Genomic DNA, 20642 nt, shown 5'->3' with positions numbered 1-20642 from the left:
TTTGCTAAGATAGGATAGTTAGACCCTTCTGGGGGTACCCCGAAGGGTTCTTTCATCATTTTAGAAACATTACATACTAAAAAAAGTTGATTAACGGATAAGAAAGGATGGCGATTAGAATGGTTAAACCTGTTATTGCCATTGTGGGAAGACCGAATGTCGGAAAATCCACTATTTTTAATAGAATTGTTGGTGAACGAATTTCAATTGTTGAGGATATCCCAGGTGTGACGAGAGATCGAATTTATAGCTCAGGAGAATGGCTCAACCATGATTTTAATATCATCGATACAGGTGGGATTGATATTGGTGATGAACCGTTTCTGGAGCAAATCCGGCAGCAGGCGGAAGTGGCGATTGATGAAGCTGACGTCATTATCTTCTTAACGAATGGAAGAGAAGGGGTAACGGCTGCCGATGAAGAAGTGGCGAAAATTCTTTATAAAACAAAAAAGCCAATTATCCTGGCGGTTAACAAGATTGATAATCCGGAAATGCGGGATATGATTTATGATTTTTATGCACTTGGGTTTGGGGAGCCGATCCCGATTTCGGGGTCTCATGGACTTGGACTAGGGGATTTATTAGACGCGGCGGCAAACCATTTTCCAAAAGGCAGAGAAGATGAATATGACGAAGATGTTATTAAGTTTTCTTTAATTGGCCGGCCGAATGTCGGAAAATCTTCATTGGTCAATGCGATATTAGGAGAAGACCGCGTAATCGTCAGCAATATAGCAGGCACAACCCGTGATGCTATCGATTCTCCTTATACGTACGAAGGACAAGAATATGTTATCATTGATACTGCAGGAATTAGAAAAAAAGGAAAAGTATACGAAAGCACCGAAAAATATAGTGTGCTTCGTGCACTTAGGGCAATTGAACGGTCAGACGTGGTTTTGGTGGTCATTAATGCGGAAGAAGGAATTATTGAACAAGATAAGAAAATCGCTGGCTATGCCCATGAAGCAGGAAGAGCGGTCGTCATTGTCGTCAATAAGTGGGACGCTATTGAAAAAGATGAAAAAACGATGAAAGAGTTTGAGCAGAAGATCAGAGATCATTTTCTGTTTCTTAATTACGCTCCGATCGTTTTCTTATCTGCAAAAACGAAAAAAAGAATCCATACCTTGCTGCCAATGATTAATTTGGCTAGTGAGAACCATTCTATGCGTGTCGAAACAAGCGTCTTAAACGATATTATTATGGATGCTGTTGCCATGAACCCGACACCAACCGATAAAGGTAAACGGCTAAAAATTTATTATGCAACACAGGTTGCAGTGAAGCCGCCAACCTTTGTCATTTTTGTCAATGAACCAGAATTACTGCATTTTTCTTATGAACGTTTTCTCGAAAACAGGATAAGGGATGCATTTGGCTTTGAAGGCACCCCGATTAAAATTTATGCAAGAGAAAGAAAATAGCCTTGAGGCGGTGATCTTACATGGAAGAGAAACAAAAGGCTGCTGCAGTTGTTGGTGCTGGGTCTTGGGGGACAGCACTAGCAATGGTGCTGGCGGATAATGGACTCGAGGTCCGGTTGTGGAGCCATAATGAGGAACAAGTTAAAGAAATAAATCAGTTTCATACCAACAAAAAATATTTGCCTGGAATAGAACTTCCTGAATTAATCGTTGGCTATGCTTCCTTAAGCGATGCTTTGGCAAATATTAAGCATGTTATTTTAGCGGTTCCCACAAAGGCCATTCGCGAGGTCATTCGGAAGATTCATGCTGTCATTACTTCTCCGATAACGATAACGCATGTAAGTAAGGGGATTGAGCCTGATACTTTGATGAGAATTTCAGAAATCATCAAAGAAGAAATGCCTGAAGAGCTGTTAGAAGCTGTCGTTGTTCTTTCTGGTCCAAGCCATGCAGAGGAAGTTAGCCTCAGACACCCAACAACGGTTTCGGTTACATCGGAAAATATGGAGGCAGCTGAGGAGATTCAGGATTTATTTATCAATCACAATTTCCGTGTCTATACGAATTCCGATGTAATTGGGGTTGAGATAGGCGGTGCTTTGAAAAATATTATTGCCTTGGCTGTAGGAATTACCGATGGGTTGGGCTATGGGGATAATGCCAAAGCTGCCCTTATGACAAGAGGATTGGCAGAAATCGCGCGGCTTGGCACAAAAATGGGAGCTAACCCGTTAACTTTCTCCGGCTTGGCTGGAATAGGCGATTTAATTGTCACGTGCACCAGTGTTCACTCAAGAAACTGGAGAGCAGGAAATTTATTAGGAAAAGGAAAAACCTTAGAGGAAGTACTTGATAGCATGGGCATGGTCGTGGAAGGTGTCAGAACCACGAAAGCTGCTTACCAGCTGGCCGAAAAATATGAAGTGAAAATGCCTATTACCCTTGTGCTTTATGATGTTTTGTTTAATGGCAAAAATGCAAAAGACGGGGTAGAGGTTTTAATGGGCCGCAGCAAAACGCATGAGATGGAAGATTTGGTTAATATTTTGGATGAAAGAAATTAATGATGAAAAAATGTGCCTTTTCCATCAAAAAATAGGCGTTCTTCTGATACGCTTTAACATGAAAATGCATACAATGCAACGAAGCAACTTGGTAGTATGACGCTGGAGTATGGGTTATTTAGTCTTGACCTGGCTGAAGTAAGGAATTCGCCCCTCTTTACTTCAGTTTTTTATTTTATAGGCTTTGTTAAACTGGTCTGTTGATCTCCGCTTCACAAGGAAATCTTCGGCAGCATAGTCTTCACACGGCAAAAAGCGGCAGCTTTTAGGAGGGGAGCCTCTCGGCGCTAAACGCGCCTGTGGGGTCTCCTCTGCCCCGTACTCCCGCAGGAGTCTCGCCCCTTCCGCTCCAATCAACAGTAAGTGCTAACTTAGCCTATTTTAAAAAGGACTAGCTATGTTATAATAACATTCGGACAAGGGGGGAATTACGTTGTCACCAGGTATGTTAAAAATGTGGATATCCGTTGGCGGAATGGCTTTAATGTTTCTTGCCATTATTACCATTTATTTGAGCAGGTATAAATTAACAGGAGTACTCCGTTTTGTTACAGCTATTCTTGCCTATCTGTTTATGATTGCAGCAGGGTTTACACTGCTTATCGTATTTCTGACATGATGAAAAATATACATATAAAGGTGATTATATGAAGTGGAAGATGCTGGGCTTGTGTGCAGCTATGGCTTTCCTGTTAGCTGGATGTATGTATCCTAAGGAGGAATTGGCAAAGAACCAGATCCCCTACAAGGATCAAATACAAGCAGTTCAAACGGCTGTGGACGATTTTAGAAATGATAATGGCGGTATACTGCCAATCAAAACGAAAGAGGCGGGTACCCCAATATATCAAAAGTATCCAATTGATTTTAAGAAGATTGCCCCGAAATATATAGCTGAACCACCTGGTAATGCATTTGAAAACGGAGGGATATTCCAATACGTTTTGGTTGATGTGGAAACCAGTCCTACTGTGAAACTGATTGACTTAAGAATGGCTGAAACGATCAGGGATATGAAATTAAGATTAAAGGCAATGGGGTATCCGCCCTATAAAAAACAAATTGCCAAAAATGTGTTTACTTTAGACTATAAAAAATTGGGGTATAAGGAGCCGCCATATGCAGTCAGCCCATATTCCAATCAAAATTTATCCTTTGTCATCACTGGGAATGCCGAAGTATATATAGATTACAGCCCTGACCTATATCAGGCAATTAAGAAATCAGACCAGAAAGTGAAACCCGGCGAGGATATACGTCCTATTCTAGTCAATAATTCTATGTTCGTTCCGGCTTTTTCCCTGCCTTACACCGTAGACTCCAAAACAAATGAACCGGTATTTCTAGAAGAATAAGATTTAAAGTCATAACCCTTTTCCTGCGAAATATATTGTAGGAGAAGGGTTTTTTTTCAATAAATAAATGCGGTACGGCGAATGCCTAATTCGATCGTATCGATGAACATAAATAGAAACCCTCCATCCATTTTGACTTTACAGGTACTGTAAATACCAGCTTTACATGAAATTTTTTTTGAAGGAGGTAAAAAATTTTAGAAAGGTGTCATAACTGGGTAGGACAACATCATAAACATATACTGTCCAAAAATACCCATATGGATGAAACTATCCCACTTTACTCTATGATCAGGAGGGGATCACTTGGAAAAGGTAGATATTTTTAAAGATATTGCTGAGAGAACGGGCGGCGATATTTATTTAGGAGTAGTCGGAGCAGTACGTACGGGAAAATCAACATTCATTAAAAAATTTATGGAGCTTGTTGTCTTACCGAATATAAACAGCGAAGCAGATAGATCGCGAGCGCAGGATGAGCTTCCGCAAAGTGCAGCAGGAAAAACAATTATGACAACAGAGCCTAAATTTGTTCCAAATCAGGCCGCAACAGTTCATGTTGATGAAGGCTTGGACGTCAACATAAGACTTGTGGATTGTGTTGGCTATACAGTACCTGGGGCTAAAGGATATGAAGATGAAAATGGCCCTAGAATGATTAATACGCCATGGTATGAAGAACCAATTCCATTCCATGAGGCGGCTGAAATTGGCACTAGAAAGGTCATTCAGGAGCATTCCACCATAGGTGTTTTAGTTACAACAGATGGAACCATTGGAGAGATTCCTAGAAGTAATTATATCGAGGCAGAGGAAAGGGTTATTGAAGAGCTAAAAGAAGTCGGCAAACCATTTATAATGGTGGTCAACAGTGCCCAGCCATATCATCCAAGCACAGAGACTCTTAGGTCCAACCTGGCTGAAAAATATGACATTCCCGTCATTGCCATGAGTGTTGAAAGCATGCGGGAAAATGACTGCCTAAATGTGCTCCGCGAAGCACTCTATGAATTTCCTGTTCTTGAAGTCAATGTCAATTTGCCGAGCTGGGTAATGGTTCTAAAGGAAAATCATTGGTTGAGAGAAAGCTATCAGGATGCTGTAAAGGAAACGGTAAAAGATATCAAGAGATTAAGAGATGTCGACCGGGTAGTGCAGCATTTCAGCGAGTTTGAATTTATCGACAAGGCAGGACTTGCTGGAGTGGAAATGGGTTCAGGAGTTGCGGAAATCGATTTATTCGCGCCTGATGAATTATATGATGATATTTTAAAAGAAATTGTCGGGGTCGAAATCCGCGGGAAAGATCATTTACTTGAGCTAATGCAGGATTTCGCTCATGCAAAAGCAGAATATGATCATATCGCCGATGCTCTTAAAATGGTGAAACAGACAGGATACGGCATCGCTTCGCCGACGCTTTCCGATATGAGTCTAGAAGAACCGGAAATTATCCGTCATGGCTCCCGTTTTGGTGTGAGATTAAAAGCAGTGGCGCCATCTATCCATATGATTAAAGTAGACGTTGAATCAGAATTTGCACCGATTATTGGAACAGAGAAACAAAGTGAAGAGCTTGTTCGTTATTTAATGCAAGACTTTGAAGATGACCCGCTCTCAATTTGGAATTCTGATATATTCGGCCGCAGTTTGAGTTCGATTGTCCGCGAGGGCATACAGGCGAAGATCTCCTTAATGCCGGAAAATGCTAGATATAAGTTAAAAGAAACGCTAGAAAGAATTATTAATGAAGGATCAGGCGGCTTGATTGCTATTATTTTATAATTGGACTCCTTTGGAGTCTTTTTTTTATAAGCTTCTACCCAATTATGACCAATAAAGTAGAATTCTGTAGAGGAAATGAAAAGATTCCCATAATTTCTTGAAATCTTCTTGATAAGCTTAATTGATTATGATAATCTTTTAACAGAATTACGTTAGTAGTGCATCAGTCCTTTATTTTAAAAGGTTTTTTCAAAGATTTAGAAATTGTTGCAAATGCGGTGATTTTTATAACTTTTACAATAAAACTGCGCTGTTGAACGTATAGAAATCAGAAAAAGTGTTTAGAAATGTAGATAAGTAATCTTATTTATCTCGATAAACCTTTGGGAGGAGGTGAAAGGCATGAACAAGACAGAGCTTATTAATGCAGTAGCGGAAGCCAGCGAACTTTCTAAAAAGGACGCAACTAAGGCGGTTGATGCTGTTTTTGATTCGATTTTAGATGCTTTAAAGAATGGTGATAAGGTTCAACTTATCGGTTTTGGTAACTTTGAAGTACGCGAGCGTGCAGCACGTAAGGGGCGTAATCCTCAAACTGGTGATGAAATCGAAATCGCAGCTAGCAAGGTTCCTGCTTTCAAACCAGGAAAAGCGCTTAAAGACGCAGTTAAATAATTACATAAATTAATGCTTTAAGCGAATGCTTAAGAGCAAAGGCCATGGCAAACACCATGGCCTTTTTCTTGTTCTAGAAATTATAGATGAAGTCATTGTGTATAACTTGTTACTAGGGTAGACACGTCCAGCTCCAGGCCATCGCCGCTGAACAGGGCGCTTGCGCTTTTGTTCTTTGGCACTGTTAAATTGCCTGCTAAGAAAACAATATGCTAATATGTATTTGTCATCTATTAGAGGCAAATAGGAGGAGTTAAACATGGCAGAAGTAAATCGTGCCCAAATTGAAGAGGCGGTACGTTTAATATTAGAAGCAGTTGGGGAAGACCCAAATCGGGAAGGGCTTCTTGACACCCCCAAACGAGTAGCAAAAATGTATGAAGAGGTTTTTAGCGGATTGAATGAAGATCCTAAAAAGCATTTTGAAACGATTTTCAGTGAGGATCATGAAGAATTGGTATTGGTGAAGGATATTCCCTTTTATTCCATGTGCGAACATCATCTTGTTCCATTTTTTGGGCATGCACATGTGGCTTATATCCCTCAGAATGGTCGTGTTACGGGACTAAGCAAGTTAGCGAGGGCTGTGGAAGCTGTTGCTAAAAGACCCCAGCTGCAGGAACGAATTACCTCCACCATTGCCGACAGTATAATGGAAAAATTAGAGCCGCATGGTGTAATGATTGTGGTGGAAGCAGAACATATGTGTATGACGATGCGTGGAGTGAAAAAACCGGGAGCGAAAACCGTAACAACTGCTGTTCGTGGAACTCTTGCCGAGGATGTCAACGCCCGCTCCGAAGTGCTTTCCTTAATAAAAAATTAACTTTTTCTAAACTTTAGAGGTGATGATGATGGAAAACCGGCAGCCACAAAGTAGTGACTATATTGTCATTAAAGCAAATGATGATGGGGTAAGTGTCATCGGTCTAACGAGAGGTACCGATACAAGATTCCACCATTCTGAAAAGCTTGATAAGGGTGAGGTATTAATTGCCCAATTTACAGAGCATACTTCTGCTATTAAAATTAGAGGGAATGCCAAAATTCTTACTCAATATGGGGAAATTGAAAGTGAAATGAAAAAATAGAGGACTTTTTGGTCCTTCTGTTTTTTATAAGAGTATTTTTAGTTGATAAGAAATATTATTATTTTGTGAATTCCTGCTCATGGATGTTTATATGTGTTATAATGGTGACTGCCTTGTTTATTGGCAGAGTTTTTCTAACTTAATATTTAACATGCATTTTCCTATTGGATTAGGAAATAAGAATACATAAAGATACTACTTCGGGGAACAAGGGTGATTAAAATTGCAGGATATTCGACAAAAGTTAATAAGCATTAAGGAAAAAGTCGAAAACCGTGTTTTTGACCCTTACTTGCTACAGTATATCGATGCCCCAATAGTCGATGAGGATAAACTCCTAATTTTGGTTTCCATAATGGACCGGCTGGATCTGCCTTATCACGAAATGGAAAACTATGCCCTCTCGACCATGTTGGTACAAATCGCCCTCGATACCCATGAACATATTACATCAACAAATGAGGAAAAAAACCGGCAGCTAACTGTTTTGGCCGGGGATTATTTTAGCGGCTTGTATTATAAACTCTTGGCCGATTCAGATGACATTTTCATGATAAAAGCACTTTCAGAAGGAATTAAGCAAGTAAATGAACATAAGATTTCAGTATACTTTACAGAGTCAGAGGATATCGAACAGCTGATGAAAAGTATGATGGGGATTGAAAGTTCGCTGCTTTCGAAGCTTGCCGAATATTTTAATATCGACCTATGGAATGATGTTCTAGCCTATTACTTGCTATTCAAACGGTTATTAAACGAAAAGGCTATATTCCTTCAAAACGGCAGCTCCATTTTATTTGCTGCATTGAAAAAAATAATGGTACCAATCCACGACTGTAACAAAGACTTGCCGGATAAACAGAAAGATCAGCTTTTAAAGGTATGTGACCGGTATCTTGAACTTTCAAAGCAAATAATTGAAAAAGGGATTCCTAGGCTTCCATATCTAAATCATTTGCTTGAAGGCAGGATTTCCAGTGTATTAAATCAATATCAGCCATATGCCAAAACATTTGTGGAAGAAGGGTGAAACATGCAGCAATCGAAAGAACAACGTGTTCATCAAGTGTTCGAAAAAATTTCTGATAGCTATGATAAAATGAACTCTGTTATCAGCTTTCAGCAGCATATAAGATGGCGTAAAGACACGATGAAAAGAATGAATGTACAGCCTGGCTCGAAAGCCCTGGATGTCTGCTGCGGCACTGCTGATTGGACAATTGCTTTGGCAGAGGCTGTCGGTCCATCCGGAAAAGTGATTGGTTTGGATTTTAGTCAAAATATGCTGAAGGTGGGAAAGGAAAAGGTCCGCGAGCTTGGGTTGAATCAAGTTGAACTCATCCATGGTAATGCAATGGAATTGCCTTTTCCTGATAATAGCTTTGATTACGTCACCATTGGCTTTGGTTTAAGGAATGTGCCGGATTACTTGCAGGTCCTAAAAGAAATGCAACGGGTTGTAAAACCGGGCGGAATCGGGGTTTGCCTTGAAACTTCCCAGCCAACCCTGATTGGTTATAGACAACTGTTTGTCTTTTACTTTCGTTTTATTATGCCTTTATTCGGAAAGATGTTTGCGAAAAGCTACCAAGAATACTCTTGGCTCCAAGAGTCTGCACGCGATTTTCCAGGGATGAGAGAGCTTGCCAGAATGTTTGAGCAGGCTGGCTTTCAAAATGTAAAATATAAGCCATACAGCGGCGGTGCGGCTGCCGTTCATATCGGACATAAGAAATAACATAAACAAAGACAGGATGAAAAGCTAGGTGGATACAAATGAAATTAAAAATGATGTATTCATTTTTGAATTCGGATATTAGTTTAATCGAGAAAAAACTGGAGGAGACGATTAAATCTGAGTCTATCCTCCTGCAGCAGGCTTCTTTGCATACATTACAAGCCGGAGGAAAAAGAATTCGTCCTGTTTTTGTTTTGCTTGCAGGAAAATTTGGCAATTATGATATAAACGTCATGAAGAATGTTGCGGTCGCATTAGAACTAATTCATATGGCCTCGCTTGTTCATGACGATGTCATCGATGATGCTGACTTAAGAAGGGGACAGCCTACTGTCAAAGCTAAATGGGATAACAAGACAGCGATGTATACGGGTGACTTCGTGTTTGCCCTAGCGCTTGAATTGATGACTAATATCAAGCATCCTTTAGCCCATAAAATCTTGGCGAATGCCATAGTAGAAGTAAGCGTAGGGGAAATTCAGCAAATTAAGGATAAATATCGTTTTAATCAGAACCTTCGGGACTATCTCCGCAGAATTAAAAGAAAAACAGCATTGTTGATTGCTGTCAGCTGCCAGCTTGGTGCGGTTGCAGCAGATGTTGAAGAAGCCATTCATAAAAAGCTTTATCGGTTTGGGTATTATGTGGGAATGTCCTATCAGATAATTGACGATATATTGGATTTTACCGGAACAGAAAAAGAATTAGGCAAGCCTGCTGGCGGCGACCTTCTGCAAGGAAATATTACGGCTCCGGCCCTGTTTGCAATGGAAAATGAGGCAGCCCGGAAAGAAATAGAAAAGGTCCATGCAAACAGCTCAAAAGCAGACATACAAAGAATTATTTCCTTGATCAAGCAAACCGGTGCAATTGATAAGTCACTTGCTTTAAGTGACCTTTATTTAGAAAAGGCACTGTTTATTCTAGAAGAACTGCCTGTCAACAAAGCAGGTAAAGCGCTTCGGGATATTGCCAAGAACATTGGCAGAAGGAAATTCTAGTTTTGATTACGGTCTTGCCATTTATACCAAACAATGTTAATATTTTCGTGGATTGTTTTTGCTAGCAATCATATACATAATTATTTAGGAGTGGAATAGATGGAAAGAACTTTCTTAATGGTTAAACCAGATGGCGTACAACGTAATTTAATTGGTGAAATTGTTGCCCGTTTCGAGAAAAAGGGCTTCCAATTAGTTGGAGCAAAATTAATGAATATTTCAACAGAACTTGCATCTGAACATTATGGTGAGCATAAAGAGCGCCCATTCTTCGGAGAATTAGTTGATTTCATTACCTCCGGACCAGTATTTGCGATGGTATGGCAAGGAGAAAACGTGATTGCAACTGCCCGCCAAATGATGGGTTCTACCAATCCAAAGGATGCTGCACCTGGAACAATCCGCGGTGACTTCGGCTTAACGGTTGGTAAAAATGTTATTCACGGATCTGATTCACCTGCAAGTGCACAACGGGAAATCGGCATTTTCTTTAATGAGACTGAATTAGCAGAATACACAAAATTAGTAAACGAATGGATCTATTAATCCAAATAATGAAAGCACTTGTATGAAAATACAAGTGCTTTTTTGTATACGTATTCATAAAGAAAATTTCTTTTTTCTGAATTGTCCTACTATGTTTATTTGGCTGTATATGTTATATTGATACATAATTCTTTAATGAGTTGAAGGGGGAAAGAATATGGGCATGAGGTACTTAACTGCGGGAGAATCCCATGGTCCGCAGTTAACGACAATATTAGAAGGTTTTCCAGCAGGTATGCCTTTAGAGGCAGACGATATAAATAATGATCTTTCAAGAAGGCAAAAGGGCTACGGCCGCGGAAGAAGGATGCAAATTGAAAAGGATACTGCAGAGATTATGTCAGGCGTCCGCCATGGACTGACACTCGGCTCACCGATTGCTTTAATCGTTAAAAATAACGATTGGAAGCATTGGACAAAAATTATGGGTGCTGAACCACTTGAAGAAGGTCAGGAGGACGAAGTAAAAAGAAAAGTTAGCCGTCCAAGGCCAGGCCATGCCGACTTAAATGGTGCAATTAAATATGGACATCGTGATATGAGAAATGTCCTTGAACGTTCATCCGCACGTGAAACCACGGTTCGGGTAGCTGCGGGAGCAGCAGCCAAAAAGCTGTTGTCGTTAGTTGGTGTGGACATTGTATCGCATGTTGTAGAAATTGCTGGGATTAAGGCGAACCTTGACAGTTCACTTACACTGAAGGAATTAAAAGAGCGGACAGAAAATTCACCAGTGCGGACCGGGGACCCAAATGTGGAGCAGGAAATGATGAATGCTATTGATGAGGCCAAGAAAAATGGTGATTCAATTGGCGGCGTAGTGGAGGTCATTGCAACTGGGATGCCGGCTGGCGTGGGCAGCTATGTTCATTATGATCGCAAATTAGATGCAAAATTAGCGGCGGCGATAGTCAGCATTAACGCATTTAAAGGCGTGGAAATTGGCATTGGTTTTGAAGCAGCCTCTAAACCAGGAAGTCAAGTCCATGATGAAATAGCTTGGAGTAAAGAACAGGGCTACTACCGTTTGACAAACCGGCTAGGCGGTTTTGAAGGAGGAATGACCACAGGTATGCCAATTGTTGTCCGCGGTGTAATGAAGCCGATTCCGACCCTTTATAAACCGTTGATGAGCGTTGATATTGAAACAAAAGAACCGTTTTCAGCCAGCGTTGAACGTTCCGACAGCTGTGCAGTTCCAGCGGCTGCTGTGGTGGCGGAAAGTGTCGTAGCTTGGGAGCTTGCAAATGCGCTAGTTGAGCAATTTTACAGCGACCGTTTCGACACCTTTGCGGCAGAAATCGATAAGCAGCGTGCCTATGCGAGGGAATTTTAATGGACACAATTCAAATCCATACAAAGTCAAAAAACTATCCGGTCTTTGTTGGAGAAGGTACCCTTCAAGACATAGGTGCGTTTTTAACGCATCACTTTCCTAAATTGACGAAACTATTCATTATTACGGATGAAACAGTAGCCGGGCTTCATCTAGAGAAGCTTCTGGCTGTCTTAGAACCATTCAAAACGACCGTTTTTACTGCTCCGAAGGGCGAGAAGGCTAAAACCTTTGAGGTCTATTATAATGCCTTATCAACTGCACTTGAGAACCGTCTCGACCGGAAATCAGTTGTATTAGCCTTGGGCGGGGGGGCTGTTGGTGACCTGTCTGGATTTGTTGCGGCTTCTTTTATGAGAGGAATTCCATTTATTCAGATACCAACCACGATCCTCGCACACGATAGTGCGGTAGGCGGTAAGGTAGCCATTAATCACCCGCTTGGCAAAAATATGATCGGCTCTTTTTATCAGCCAGAGGCTGTTTTTTATGACCTGACATTGCTTAAGACTCTCCCTATCCAGGAGATTCGCTCGGGATTCGCGGAAGTGATTAAGCATGCCCTTATCAATGATGCTGATTTTTATCAATGGCTTTTCTCCAATATAGATGATTTAAATTCCCTTACATTGGAAGAATTATCGAAGTCATTAACAAAAGGAATACGAATTAAAAATGAATTTGTCAGTCAGGATGAAAGGGAAACAGGCATCCGTGCCTTTTTGAATTTTGGGCACACATTGGGCCATGCCATTGAAGCGGAAATGGGCTATGGGAATTTCACTCACGGTGAATCTGTCATGATTGGGATGGTGTTTGCCTTAAAGCTCAGTATCGAGTTTAGAGGGCTTGCTTTTCCGTTGCAAGAATTCATCCAATGGGTAGAAAAGCTGGGTTATCAAACCAAGATTCCTGATCATTTATCTCTTGAGAAATTAGTAACCAAAATGAAACAGGACAAAAAGTCCGTGGGGGAAACAATTCATTTTGTATTCCTCGAAGAAATAGGGAAACCGGTGCTTCAAGAAGTAAATGAAGCTGATATTCTTGATAGACTCAGGAAGTTTTAAAGTGAAGGGGGAGTTTAGCCATGATTAGAGGGGTGAGAGGAGCGACAACGGTTGACGCCAACACGGAAGAAGCGATTGTATCTGCAACCGAGGAGCTTTTGGCAAAATTGATTGAGGTCAATCATATTGAGCCGGAATTCGTCGCATCCGTTTTTATTTCTACAACTGAGGATGTCAATGCTGTTTTTCCTGCAAAGGCATTGCGTAATTTCACTGGCTGGACATATGTTCCGGTCGTATGCATGAGAGAGATTCCTGTTCCTGGCTCTTTACAAATGTGCGTAAGAATCATGATGCACGTCAACACCTCTGTTTCCCAAAAAGACATTAATCATGTCTATTTAAAGGATGCAGTGGTACTTAGACCAGACTTAGGCAGCAGCTTGTCATTATAAGGGCTCTGCTCATTTTAAGAAAAATAAAGAAAGGATTAGATAATCATGAGATGGAAAGAACAATTATTAACTCTTACGCCATATCAACCGGGGAAATCCATTGAATCAGTAAAAAGACAATATAATTTAGAGCAAATTATCAAGCTGGCTTCGAATGAAAATCCGTTTGGATGTTCACAAGCGGCTCTTTCAGGTCTAAAAGAAAATTCGACAAGCCTTGCTATTTATCCAGATGGGTATGCGACAATTTTAAGAGAAAAGCTTGCTTCCTTCCTACAAGTGGACGAGAATGAAATTATCCTTGGAAACGGTTCAGATAACCTTATCCAGATGATTTCAAGGGCGCTCCTGCATCCAGGTGCCAGCACGATCATGTCGACACATACGTTTTCACAATACCAGCACAACGCTGTAATTGAAGGGGCTGTCATTAAAGAGGTGCCTGATATCGACGGGGATCATGATTTAGAGGGGTTTTTGACGGCCATAGATGATCAAACTAATGTTATTTGGGTGTGCAGTCCGAACAATCCAACTGGTACATATATACCGGAAAATAAACTGATCCCATTTCTTGATCAAGTACCTGAACATATTCTTGTCGTACTTGATGAAGCTTATTATGAATATGTGGTGGCGGAAGATTATTATGATTCCATCAGTCTCGCACGGAAATATCCGAACTTGATTGTACTAAGGACATTTTCAAAAATTTATGGCTTAGCAGCGCTCCGTGTCGGCTATGGAATTGCCAATAGCAGCATTATCAAAGCGCTTGAGCCAGCCAGAGAACCATTTAACGTAAACTCATTAGCGCAGCTTGCTGCAGCTGAAGCTCTTTCCGACCAAGAGTTTGTCGAACAATGCAAGCAGAAAAATAGACAGGGTCTTGCTCAATATTACGAATTTTGCGATAATAACAGCCTGAAATTTTATCCGTCCCAAACAAATTTCGTTTTAATCGATTTTCAAGTAGATGCTAATGAGGTATTTCAGTATTTGTTGGAACGAGGCTATATTGTCCGCTCTGGTAAAGCACTTGGCTTTCCAACAGCAGTTAGAATTACAGTAGGCTCTCCTGAACAAAATGAAGGATTAATAAAGGTTCTAGAGCAATTCCTTTCAGAAAAATAAACAGCAGTTCCTAAGAAAATTGTCCAGCATTTGGCGCCGATAGGTAGGCGCCTTACGCTTTTTGTTTTAGGGGGAGTGATCCATTGAAAGGCCGGGTTTTTGTTATTGGATTAGGGTTAATTGGGGGATCTCTAGCGCTTTGTATAAAAAAAGAGCATCCTGAATCGACCATTATTGGATTTGATATTAATAGGGAACAGGTCAGACTTGCCAAAATGCTGGGTGTCATTGATGAAATAGCGGAGAATATTCCCGATGGCTCACAGTATGCTGATTTAATCATCGTTTCCGCACCTGTAAATGATTCGAAAACGATACTTAAGGCTCTCTCCACATTACCATTAAAACCGGATGTCATTATTACCGATACGGGCAGCACGAAGAAGATAATCGTCGAAAATGCTGCTGAACTAAGGGAGAGGGGAATCACCTTTATTGGTGGTCATCCGATGGCGGGGTCACATAAAAGTGGAGTTTCAGCTGCAAAGGATATCTTGTTTGAAAATGCTTTTTATCTTTTAACCCCTGAAGAAATGGTTGACATTAGCAAGGTGGATGAGCTTAAGCACTGGTTAAAAGGAACAAAAGCAAAGTTTTTGACAATAACACCTGATAACCATGATTATCTGACAGGCATTGTCAGTCACTTTCCTCATATCATTGCCGCATCAATTGTCCGTCAGACAGAAAAATTGTCTGAATCGGAATCTTTAATCCCCCGTCTTGCGGCAGGAGGCTTTAGAGACATTACCAGGATTGCCTCCAGCAGTCCAAATATGTGGAAGGATATATTGCTGCACAATCGGGAAAATTTAATTGCTTTATTAAATCAGTGGCAGGAAGAAATGGAAGGGGTAAAGGAATTACTCCAAACAGGTAACGAAAAGGATATCTATCAATATTTCTATCAGGCTAAACAATATCGGGACGGCCTGCCTATCAAAGAAAAGGGTGCAATTCCAGCCTTTTATGATTTATATGTTGATATTCCAGACGTTCCCGGGATTATTTCGGAAGTGACCGGTTATTTAGCGAAGGAAAATATCAGTATCACAAATATTCGCATCCTCGAAACACGAGAGGATATTATCGGAGTCCTTGTCATTAGTTTTCAAACAGAAGGAGACAGGCAAAGAGCCGAGAAGTGTATTCTTACTTATACAAACTACTCCACCTCGTATGGGAGTTAAAAAGATTTAAATTAAAAGGTGATAAAATGACTTCATTAAAGCTAGCAACTAATAAAAAAAGTTTAACTGGTGAAATAACGATTCCGGGTGATAAATCAATTTCGCATCGTTCTGTCATGTTTGGTTCGATTGCCCATGGAGAAACGCGGGTCACGAATTTCTTGCCAGGTGATGATTGCCTAAGCACCATTTCATGTTTTCGTAAACTCGGGGTAACCATTGAAGAAAATGGCGGAGAACTCCGCATTCTGGGCAAGGGCTTTGAAGGCTTAACCGAGCCTGACGAAGTATTAGATGTCGGCAATTCGGGCACAACCATACGATTACTAATGGGAATCTTAGCCGGGAGACCATTTTTCTCTACACTTGTGGGTGATGAGTCGATTGCGAAAAGACCTATGACAAGAGTAACAGGTCCTTTATCGAAAATGGGTACGGCCATCGACGGCAGGAAAAATTCAGCATTTACTCCCATCTCCATTAGAGGCGGCAAATTAAAGGCTATTCATTACGAACTTCCAGTTGCAAGTGCGCAGGTAAAATCAGCACTGATCCTCGCCGGTCTTCAGGCCGAAGGCGAAACGACGATTTTAGAACCGGCCGATACTCGTGATCATACTGAGCGAATGATTCGTAAGTTTGGCGGTAAGATTTCTAAAGTAGGTCAAATTATTAGGGTAGATGGGGGACAAAGGCTGTCTGCAGCAAGTGTAAATGTACCCGGAGACATTTCTTCAGCTGCTTTTTTCCTAGTTGCCGGGGCTGTTGTGCCAAATAGTGAAATCGTTCTGAAAAACGTAGGTTTAAATCCGACCCGGACTGGAATCATTGAGGTTCTAAAAAACATGGGCGCTGGACTAGAGATCATCCAGACGGAGGATGATTCCTTCGAGCCAGCTGGCGACCTTGTAATCAAAACATCCAGCCTGAGCGGTACGGTAATCGAAGGAGATTTAATTCCAAAATTAATCGACGAAATTCCCATCATTGCTCTTCTTGCCACACAGGCCGAAGGTCAAACGGTCATAAAGGATGCAGAAGAGTTAAAGGTAAAGGAAACAAACCGGATTGACACAGTTGTTCAGGAGCTAAAGAAACTAGGTGCTGACATCGAAGCAACAGAAGATGGGATGATTATTCACGGCGGAACTAAACTTCATGGCGGAGTAGTGTCCAGTCACGGGGACCATCGAATCGGCATGATGCTTGCTGTCGCTTCTCTCCTTTGTGAAGGAGAAGTCACCTTGGATAATCCAGAAGCGATCGCTGTCTCCTACCCTAATTTCTTTACACATTTAGAAAGTCTAATTCACTAAAAAGCTGCCTTCCAGGGCAGTTTTTCCTTTTTAAGTCTCTTGCCCTATCATACTTTTTCAAAAATCCGCATAGCTTGTCTTAAAGAGATGAAAAGGGTGATAGGATGGCGTATATCATTGAAAATGCCAATATCCTAAAAAGGAAAGAGCTGAAAAGCTGCTCGTTATTCATACAAGACAACCGGATTGCTTCCATCCATACAAATTTTAAGTACTACCGTCATATGAAAATGGACCTAGAGTCATTTATTATGACCCCTTCATTTGTCTTGTTGAATTCAAACATCCCACTGAAAAACGCCTTTCAAGACATGAAAAAATGGATGATTGATTACTTTCTTACCAAAGGCTCCACTACCCTATTCACTTATGTACAGGCTTCCTTTGCAGAGGAAATACCCGATAAAATCAATGAACTCAAAGTTGCCCTCAACAGCAGCCCAATTGATTATCTAATCGGTGTAAAAATACCAATCCGTCTGATTACTCCTTCATTAATCCGAAAATGTAAAAAAGAAAAAGTTCCTGCCATTTTTGTTGGTTTGGATAACCCTGATGATTTAGTGAACGTACCATGGGGATGGATTAGAGAAGCGTTATTTCCCTACAATTGTCCGTTAATTCCAATTATTTCTTCAACAGAAAAGAAGGAAGCAAAGGCTGTTCTGTCGAAATGGTTAACTATAATGGAAAAGGAAAAAATGCCGGCCCTATTAGAGGAATTAGAAGAAAATATACCGCTCTCAGCAACTGTTATAAATAAAATAGGTTTATTTCCTCATAAAGGCAGCCTGATGAACGGGACAGAACTAAGCTATAATCTATATGAAAAGTCCAGGGAAATCATCAATGTTGATGAAGCTGCTTTATTTCATTATTATGGTGATAGACTAGCAATCACAGTCCACAAGGGAAAAATCGTCCGTTCTGGGAAAGAGGTATTATTTAAACCAGGATATGGAGAATATGTAAAAGTGCGAACACCATCGTTTTTTTCCTTGTAAGTAAACGGGAGAGGTATCTGTCAATGGAGCGAATCAAGAAAATTATTACGATGTTAGAAAACGGCCAACATAAAGAGGCCTTAAATGAATATAATGTTGTACTACAAAGCGGCATGCCTGAGGAGAAATTTCTTCTTGGTGAAGAGTTGTTTCAATATGGTTTTCTCGATGAAGCAAGGGCCTTGGTAGAGAATTTGTTAAACAGCTATCCAGAAGAAGGAGAACTGCTGGTTCTTCTTGGTGAGATACTGATTGAAGCAGGTGAAGAGGAAGAAGCCATTCTTGTTTTGGAAAGAATCTCCGAACTTGATGTTCATTTTGCGCAAAGCTTGCTGCTCATGGCTGACCTTTATCAGCAGCAAGGATTATATGAAGTTTGTGAAAACAAACTCTTAAAAGCAAAGGAAATCTTGCCAAAGGAAATCATTATTGATTTTGCACTAGGCGAGCTTTACAGTGAACAAGGAGAAGTTACAGCAGCATTAAATGCCTATGAAAAGGTTCTAGAGGAGACAACTGAAGTTGCCGGAGTTAACATTCATGCCCGAATGGCAGACCTGTTAAGTGCATCCGGCGTTTTTGAAGAAGCATTAGTTTATTACGACAAAGCGCTTGAAGAGAAATTAGAAATAAACACACTTTTTGGTTACGCTTTCACAGCCTTGCAGGCAGGCTATAACCGGACTGCTATCGAAAAGTTTACAGAATTAAAAGAACTAGATCCGGAATATCATTCCCTTTACCTACTTCTTGGAAAGGCTTATGAGCGGGAGGAAGAGCTTGAAAATAGTTTCCGGATTATTCAAGAGGGTATTAAACTTGATGAATTTAATAAAGATTTATTTTTCTACGGCGGCCAAATTGCCGCCAAGCTGGGTAAACTTACCGAGGCTGAGCAATATTTGCGGGAAGCACTAGTGTTGGACCCCGGATTCACTCAGGCAGTAATGGTGCTGAATAAATTATTTTTACAGGAAGAGCGCTATGAGGATGTTTTACTTCTTCTAGCTGATCTTGGATTGACCGATGACGAGGAGCCACAGCTTTTATGGGATACAGCCCTTGCTTATCAAAAGTTGGAGTCATATTCAAAAGCATTAGACAAATATGAAAGTGCATATACTTTTTTTAAGAATAACGAAACTTTTTTACAGGATTATGGATATTTTCTAATGGAAGAAGGAAAAACCACCCTTGCCGCCGAAATTTTTAAACAACTGCTCGTATTTGATCCAACCAACAGTGAGTATCTGGATGTGCTTGAACGTCTTGGTGAATTTGAAGAATAAATAAAACAAAAAAGATGAATATGCAGAGGAGGGAATACGACTATGGCAACCCCTGTTTCTGTCAACGAGAAGAAGGATTTTATACGCTGGTTTCTAAATCATTATCAATTAAAAAGAAGAGAATGTGTATGGATTCTAAATTATTTAATGAGTCACGATCAGCTCATGGAAAAAGTTCACTTTGTGGAGCAGGCCCAATATTGTCCGCGCGGCCTGATCATGTCGACTCATTGTGTGGATAAAGTGCCATTCCGCTTTTATAAAGAAAATGTGATGACAACAGATGCCGAAAAGTCCTTCCATGATATTCGCTTGAATCGGGATGAGGACATTTATATTCAATTAAATTTTCATGCTTCTAATCAAGCACACCAGTATGCAGCTGTTTTGGAGGAGAATCCATACGTCCCGAAACACCTCCAGGTAAATGAAAAAGATGGAATTGTAGCAGAGCAATTTTTGCAAAAAAGTATCGAACGCTTTCAGCGGGAAAAACTCCTCCAATTAATAGATGAGGCCCTAGATAAACAAGACCGTCCCGCTTTTGAACGATTAACCAAACAACTAAATAAATTAAAAGCAACCGAACCGAAAGGAAGCCTGCGCTAAGCAGACTTCTTTTTTTGTCTGCTGAAGCTTTTTTATGTTATTTTAAACAAATTTTTTTAGAAGTTTTATTTTCTTTTAAAGTTTTAGGAGATAATGATAATATAGGGGTAGCGATGAATAAAGGTTGGTGTAACATAGATGAAATGGATATCCCAAGAGGTTGAGACCTACTTAAATGCTAAGGAGTACGTCGATACCGCTGTTGTACCGTTATATTCGGTAGCCATTGGCGGGGAGATGAAAGAATCAGCAGAAGCCGCCGAATTTATTGGCCTGTTGACCACTCATCTCGAAAGACAATTTACAGGGAGAATTTTGCTATTCCCGCCATTTACATATTTAAAAAATGATTCAAGCGAAAAAGTTTTAGCCGAATTAAAGAATTGGGAGGTGAACATATTAGAGGCTGAATTTAAACATGTATTTTATATTACCTCGGATATCGAATGGAGAACACGTGAAGGAGAACTTGATGGTGCTGTTATCTGGGTTCCTTCAATACCGCTTGAACAGATGAATGATTCGCAAAAATTAAAAATGATGGACAGCCAAGTAAAGCAGCTTTTAGCACTATTCACACAAAAGTGGCATCAAAAAGCGTAAAAACTATGTATAAACCTTATTTTAAAACAGTATTGATATTGACCTTACTCAGAAGTTGATATATCATT

Annotated in this window: 23 protein-coding genes; all 23 read left to right on the top strand. The window is 40.5% G+C overall.

From position 1 onward, the window contains the following. The first annotated feature begins 119 nt into the window (after nt 1-119). The 23 genes from der to ACZ5AE_RS20560 all read left to right on the top strand — a co-directional run bounded on the left by der (nt 120) and on the right by ACZ5AE_RS20560 (nt 20574). Nucleotides 120-1430, top strand: a complete 1311-nt coding sequence (gene der / locus ACZ5AE_RS20670; RefSeq protein WP_464573688.1) for a ribosome biogenesis GTPase Der — start codon at nt 120-122, stop codon at nt 1428-1430. Nucleotides 1431-1450: 20 nt separating this feature from the next. Beyond that, a complete protein-coding gene (locus ACZ5AE_RS20665) occupies nt 1451-2497 on the top strand; it encodes an NAD(P)H-dependent glycerol-3-phosphate dehydrogenase (protein WP_464566447.1) in 1047 nt (348 codons plus the stop codon). 433 nt (nt 2498-2930) lie between these two features. Continuing rightward, the gene (locus tag ACZ5AE_RS20660) at nt 2931-3116 is read left to right on the top strand and encodes a DUF2768 domain-containing protein (protein ID WP_464566446.1); all 186 of its coding nucleotides are present in this window, start codon (nt 2931-2933) and stop codon (nt 3114-3116) included. Between the two features lie 28 nt (nt 3117-3144). Continuing rightward, nucleotides 3145-3852, top strand: coding sequence for a hypothetical protein (locus ACZ5AE_RS20655; protein ID WP_464566445.1), 708 nt, complete (start codon nt 3145-3147; stop codon nt 3850-3852). Nucleotides 3853-4158: 306 nt separating this feature from the next. Beyond that, complete coding sequence (gene spoIVA, locus ACZ5AE_RS20650) at nt 4159-5637, top strand: stage IV sporulation protein A (protein WP_464566444.1); 1479 nt, start codon at nt 4159-4161, stop codon at nt 5635-5637. 342 nt (nt 5638-5979) lie between these two features. Continuing rightward, nucleotides 5980-6252, top strand: coding sequence for an HU family DNA-binding protein (locus ACZ5AE_RS20645; protein ID WP_213120357.1), 273 nt, complete (start codon nt 5980-5982; stop codon nt 6250-6252). Nucleotides 6253-6511: 259 nt separating this feature from the next. Continuing rightward, complete coding sequence (folE, locus tag ACZ5AE_RS20640) at nt 6512-7078, top strand: GTP cyclohydrolase I FolE (protein WP_464566443.1); 567 nt, start codon at nt 6512-6514, stop codon at nt 7076-7078. Nucleotides 7079-7106: 28 nt separating this feature from the next. Further along, a complete protein-coding gene (gene mtrB, locus ACZ5AE_RS20635; protein WP_464573687.1) occupies nt 7107-7343 on the top strand; it encodes a trp RNA-binding attenuation protein MtrB in 237 nt (78 codons plus the stop codon). 223 nt (nt 7344-7566) lie between these two features. Beyond that, complete coding sequence (locus ACZ5AE_RS20630) at nt 7567-8373, top strand: heptaprenyl diphosphate synthase component 1 (RefSeq protein ID WP_464566442.1); 807 nt, start codon at nt 7567-7569, stop codon at nt 8371-8373. A gap of 3 nt (nt 8374-8376) precedes the next feature. Then, complete coding sequence (locus ACZ5AE_RS20625; RefSeq protein ID WP_464566441.1) at nt 8377-9081, top strand: demethylmenaquinone methyltransferase; 705 nt, start codon at nt 8377-8379, stop codon at nt 9079-9081. 38 nt (nt 9082-9119) lie between these two features. Further along, on the top strand, nt 9120-10082 hold the full coding sequence (gene hepT, locus ACZ5AE_RS20620; RefSeq protein WP_464566440.1) for a heptaprenyl diphosphate synthase component II: 963 nt from the start codon (nt 9120-9122) through the stop codon (nt 10080-10082). 99 nt (nt 10083-10181) lie between these two features. Next, the gene (gene ndk / locus ACZ5AE_RS20615) at nt 10182-10628 is read left to right on the top strand and encodes a nucleoside-diphosphate kinase (RefSeq protein ID WP_464566439.1); all 447 of its coding nucleotides are present in this window, start codon (nt 10182-10184) and stop codon (nt 10626-10628) included. Between the two features lie 163 nt (nt 10629-10791). After that, the gene (gene aroC / locus ACZ5AE_RS20610; protein WP_464573686.1) at nt 10792-11964 is read left to right on the top strand and encodes a chorismate synthase; all 1173 of its coding nucleotides are present in this window, start codon (nt 10792-10794) and stop codon (nt 11962-11964) included. Next, complete coding sequence (gene aroB / locus ACZ5AE_RS20605; RefSeq protein WP_464566438.1) at nt 11964-13034, top strand: 3-dehydroquinate synthase; 1071 nt, start codon at nt 11964-11966, stop codon at nt 13032-13034. The genes aroC and aroB overlap by 1 nt, the downstream gene beginning before the upstream one ends. A 20-nt stretch (nt 13035-13054) precedes the next feature. Further along, a complete protein-coding gene (aroH, locus tag ACZ5AE_RS20600; RefSeq protein WP_464566437.1) occupies nt 13055-13429 on the top strand; it encodes a chorismate mutase in 375 nt (124 codons plus the stop codon). A 45-nt stretch (nt 13430-13474) separates the two neighbouring features. Then, a complete protein-coding gene (hisC, locus tag ACZ5AE_RS20595; protein ID WP_464566436.1) occupies nt 13475-14563 on the top strand; it encodes a histidinol-phosphate transaminase in 1089 nt (362 codons plus the stop codon). Between the two features lie 83 nt (nt 14564-14646). After that, the gene (locus tag ACZ5AE_RS20590; protein WP_464566435.1) at nt 14647-15753 is read left to right on the top strand and encodes a prephenate dehydrogenase; all 1107 of its coding nucleotides are present in this window, start codon (nt 14647-14649) and stop codon (nt 15751-15753) included. A 26-nt stretch (nt 15754-15779) separates the two neighbouring features. Next, nucleotides 15780-17069 carry a 3-phosphoshikimate 1-carboxyvinyltransferase gene (gene aroA, locus ACZ5AE_RS20585; RefSeq protein ID WP_464566434.1) on the top strand — a complete coding sequence of 430 codons (1290 nt, stop codon included), beginning with the start codon at nt 15780-15782 and terminating at the stop codon, nt 17067-17069. Nucleotides 17070-17173: 104 nt separating this feature from the next. Beyond that, nucleotides 17174-18073, top strand: coding sequence for a hypothetical protein (locus ACZ5AE_RS20580; RefSeq protein ID WP_464566433.1), 900 nt, complete (start codon nt 17174-17176; stop codon nt 18071-18073). A 23-nt stretch (nt 18074-18096) separates the two neighbouring features. After that, entirely contained in the window at nt 18097-19362 is a 1266-nt protein-coding gene (locus tag ACZ5AE_RS20575; RefSeq protein WP_464566432.1) for a tetratricopeptide repeat protein, read from the top strand. 42 nt (nt 19363-19404) lie between these two features. Continuing rightward, nucleotides 19405-19971 carry a ReoY family proteolytic degradation factor gene (locus ACZ5AE_RS20570; protein ID WP_464566431.1) on the top strand — a complete coding sequence of 189 codons (567 nt, stop codon included), beginning with the start codon at nt 19405-19407 and terminating at the stop codon, nt 19969-19971. A 14-nt stretch (nt 19972-19985) separates the two neighbouring features. Next, the gene (locus tag ACZ5AE_RS20565) at nt 19986-20135 is read left to right on the top strand and encodes a hypothetical protein (protein ID WP_464566430.1); all 150 of its coding nucleotides are present in this window, start codon (nt 19986-19988) and stop codon (nt 20133-20135) included. Continuing rightward, complete coding sequence (locus tag ACZ5AE_RS20560; protein WP_464566429.1) at nt 20110-20574, top strand: YpiF family protein; 465 nt, start codon at nt 20110-20112, stop codon at nt 20572-20574. Before ACZ5AE_RS20565 ends, ACZ5AE_RS20560 begins: the two co-directional genes overlap by 26 nt. The last annotated feature ends 68 nt before the right edge of the window (nt 20575-20642 follow it).

The organism is Neobacillus sp. S1227 (genome assembly GCF_055385255.1).
This window is presented reverse-complemented; position numbering and strand designations above follow the sequence as displayed.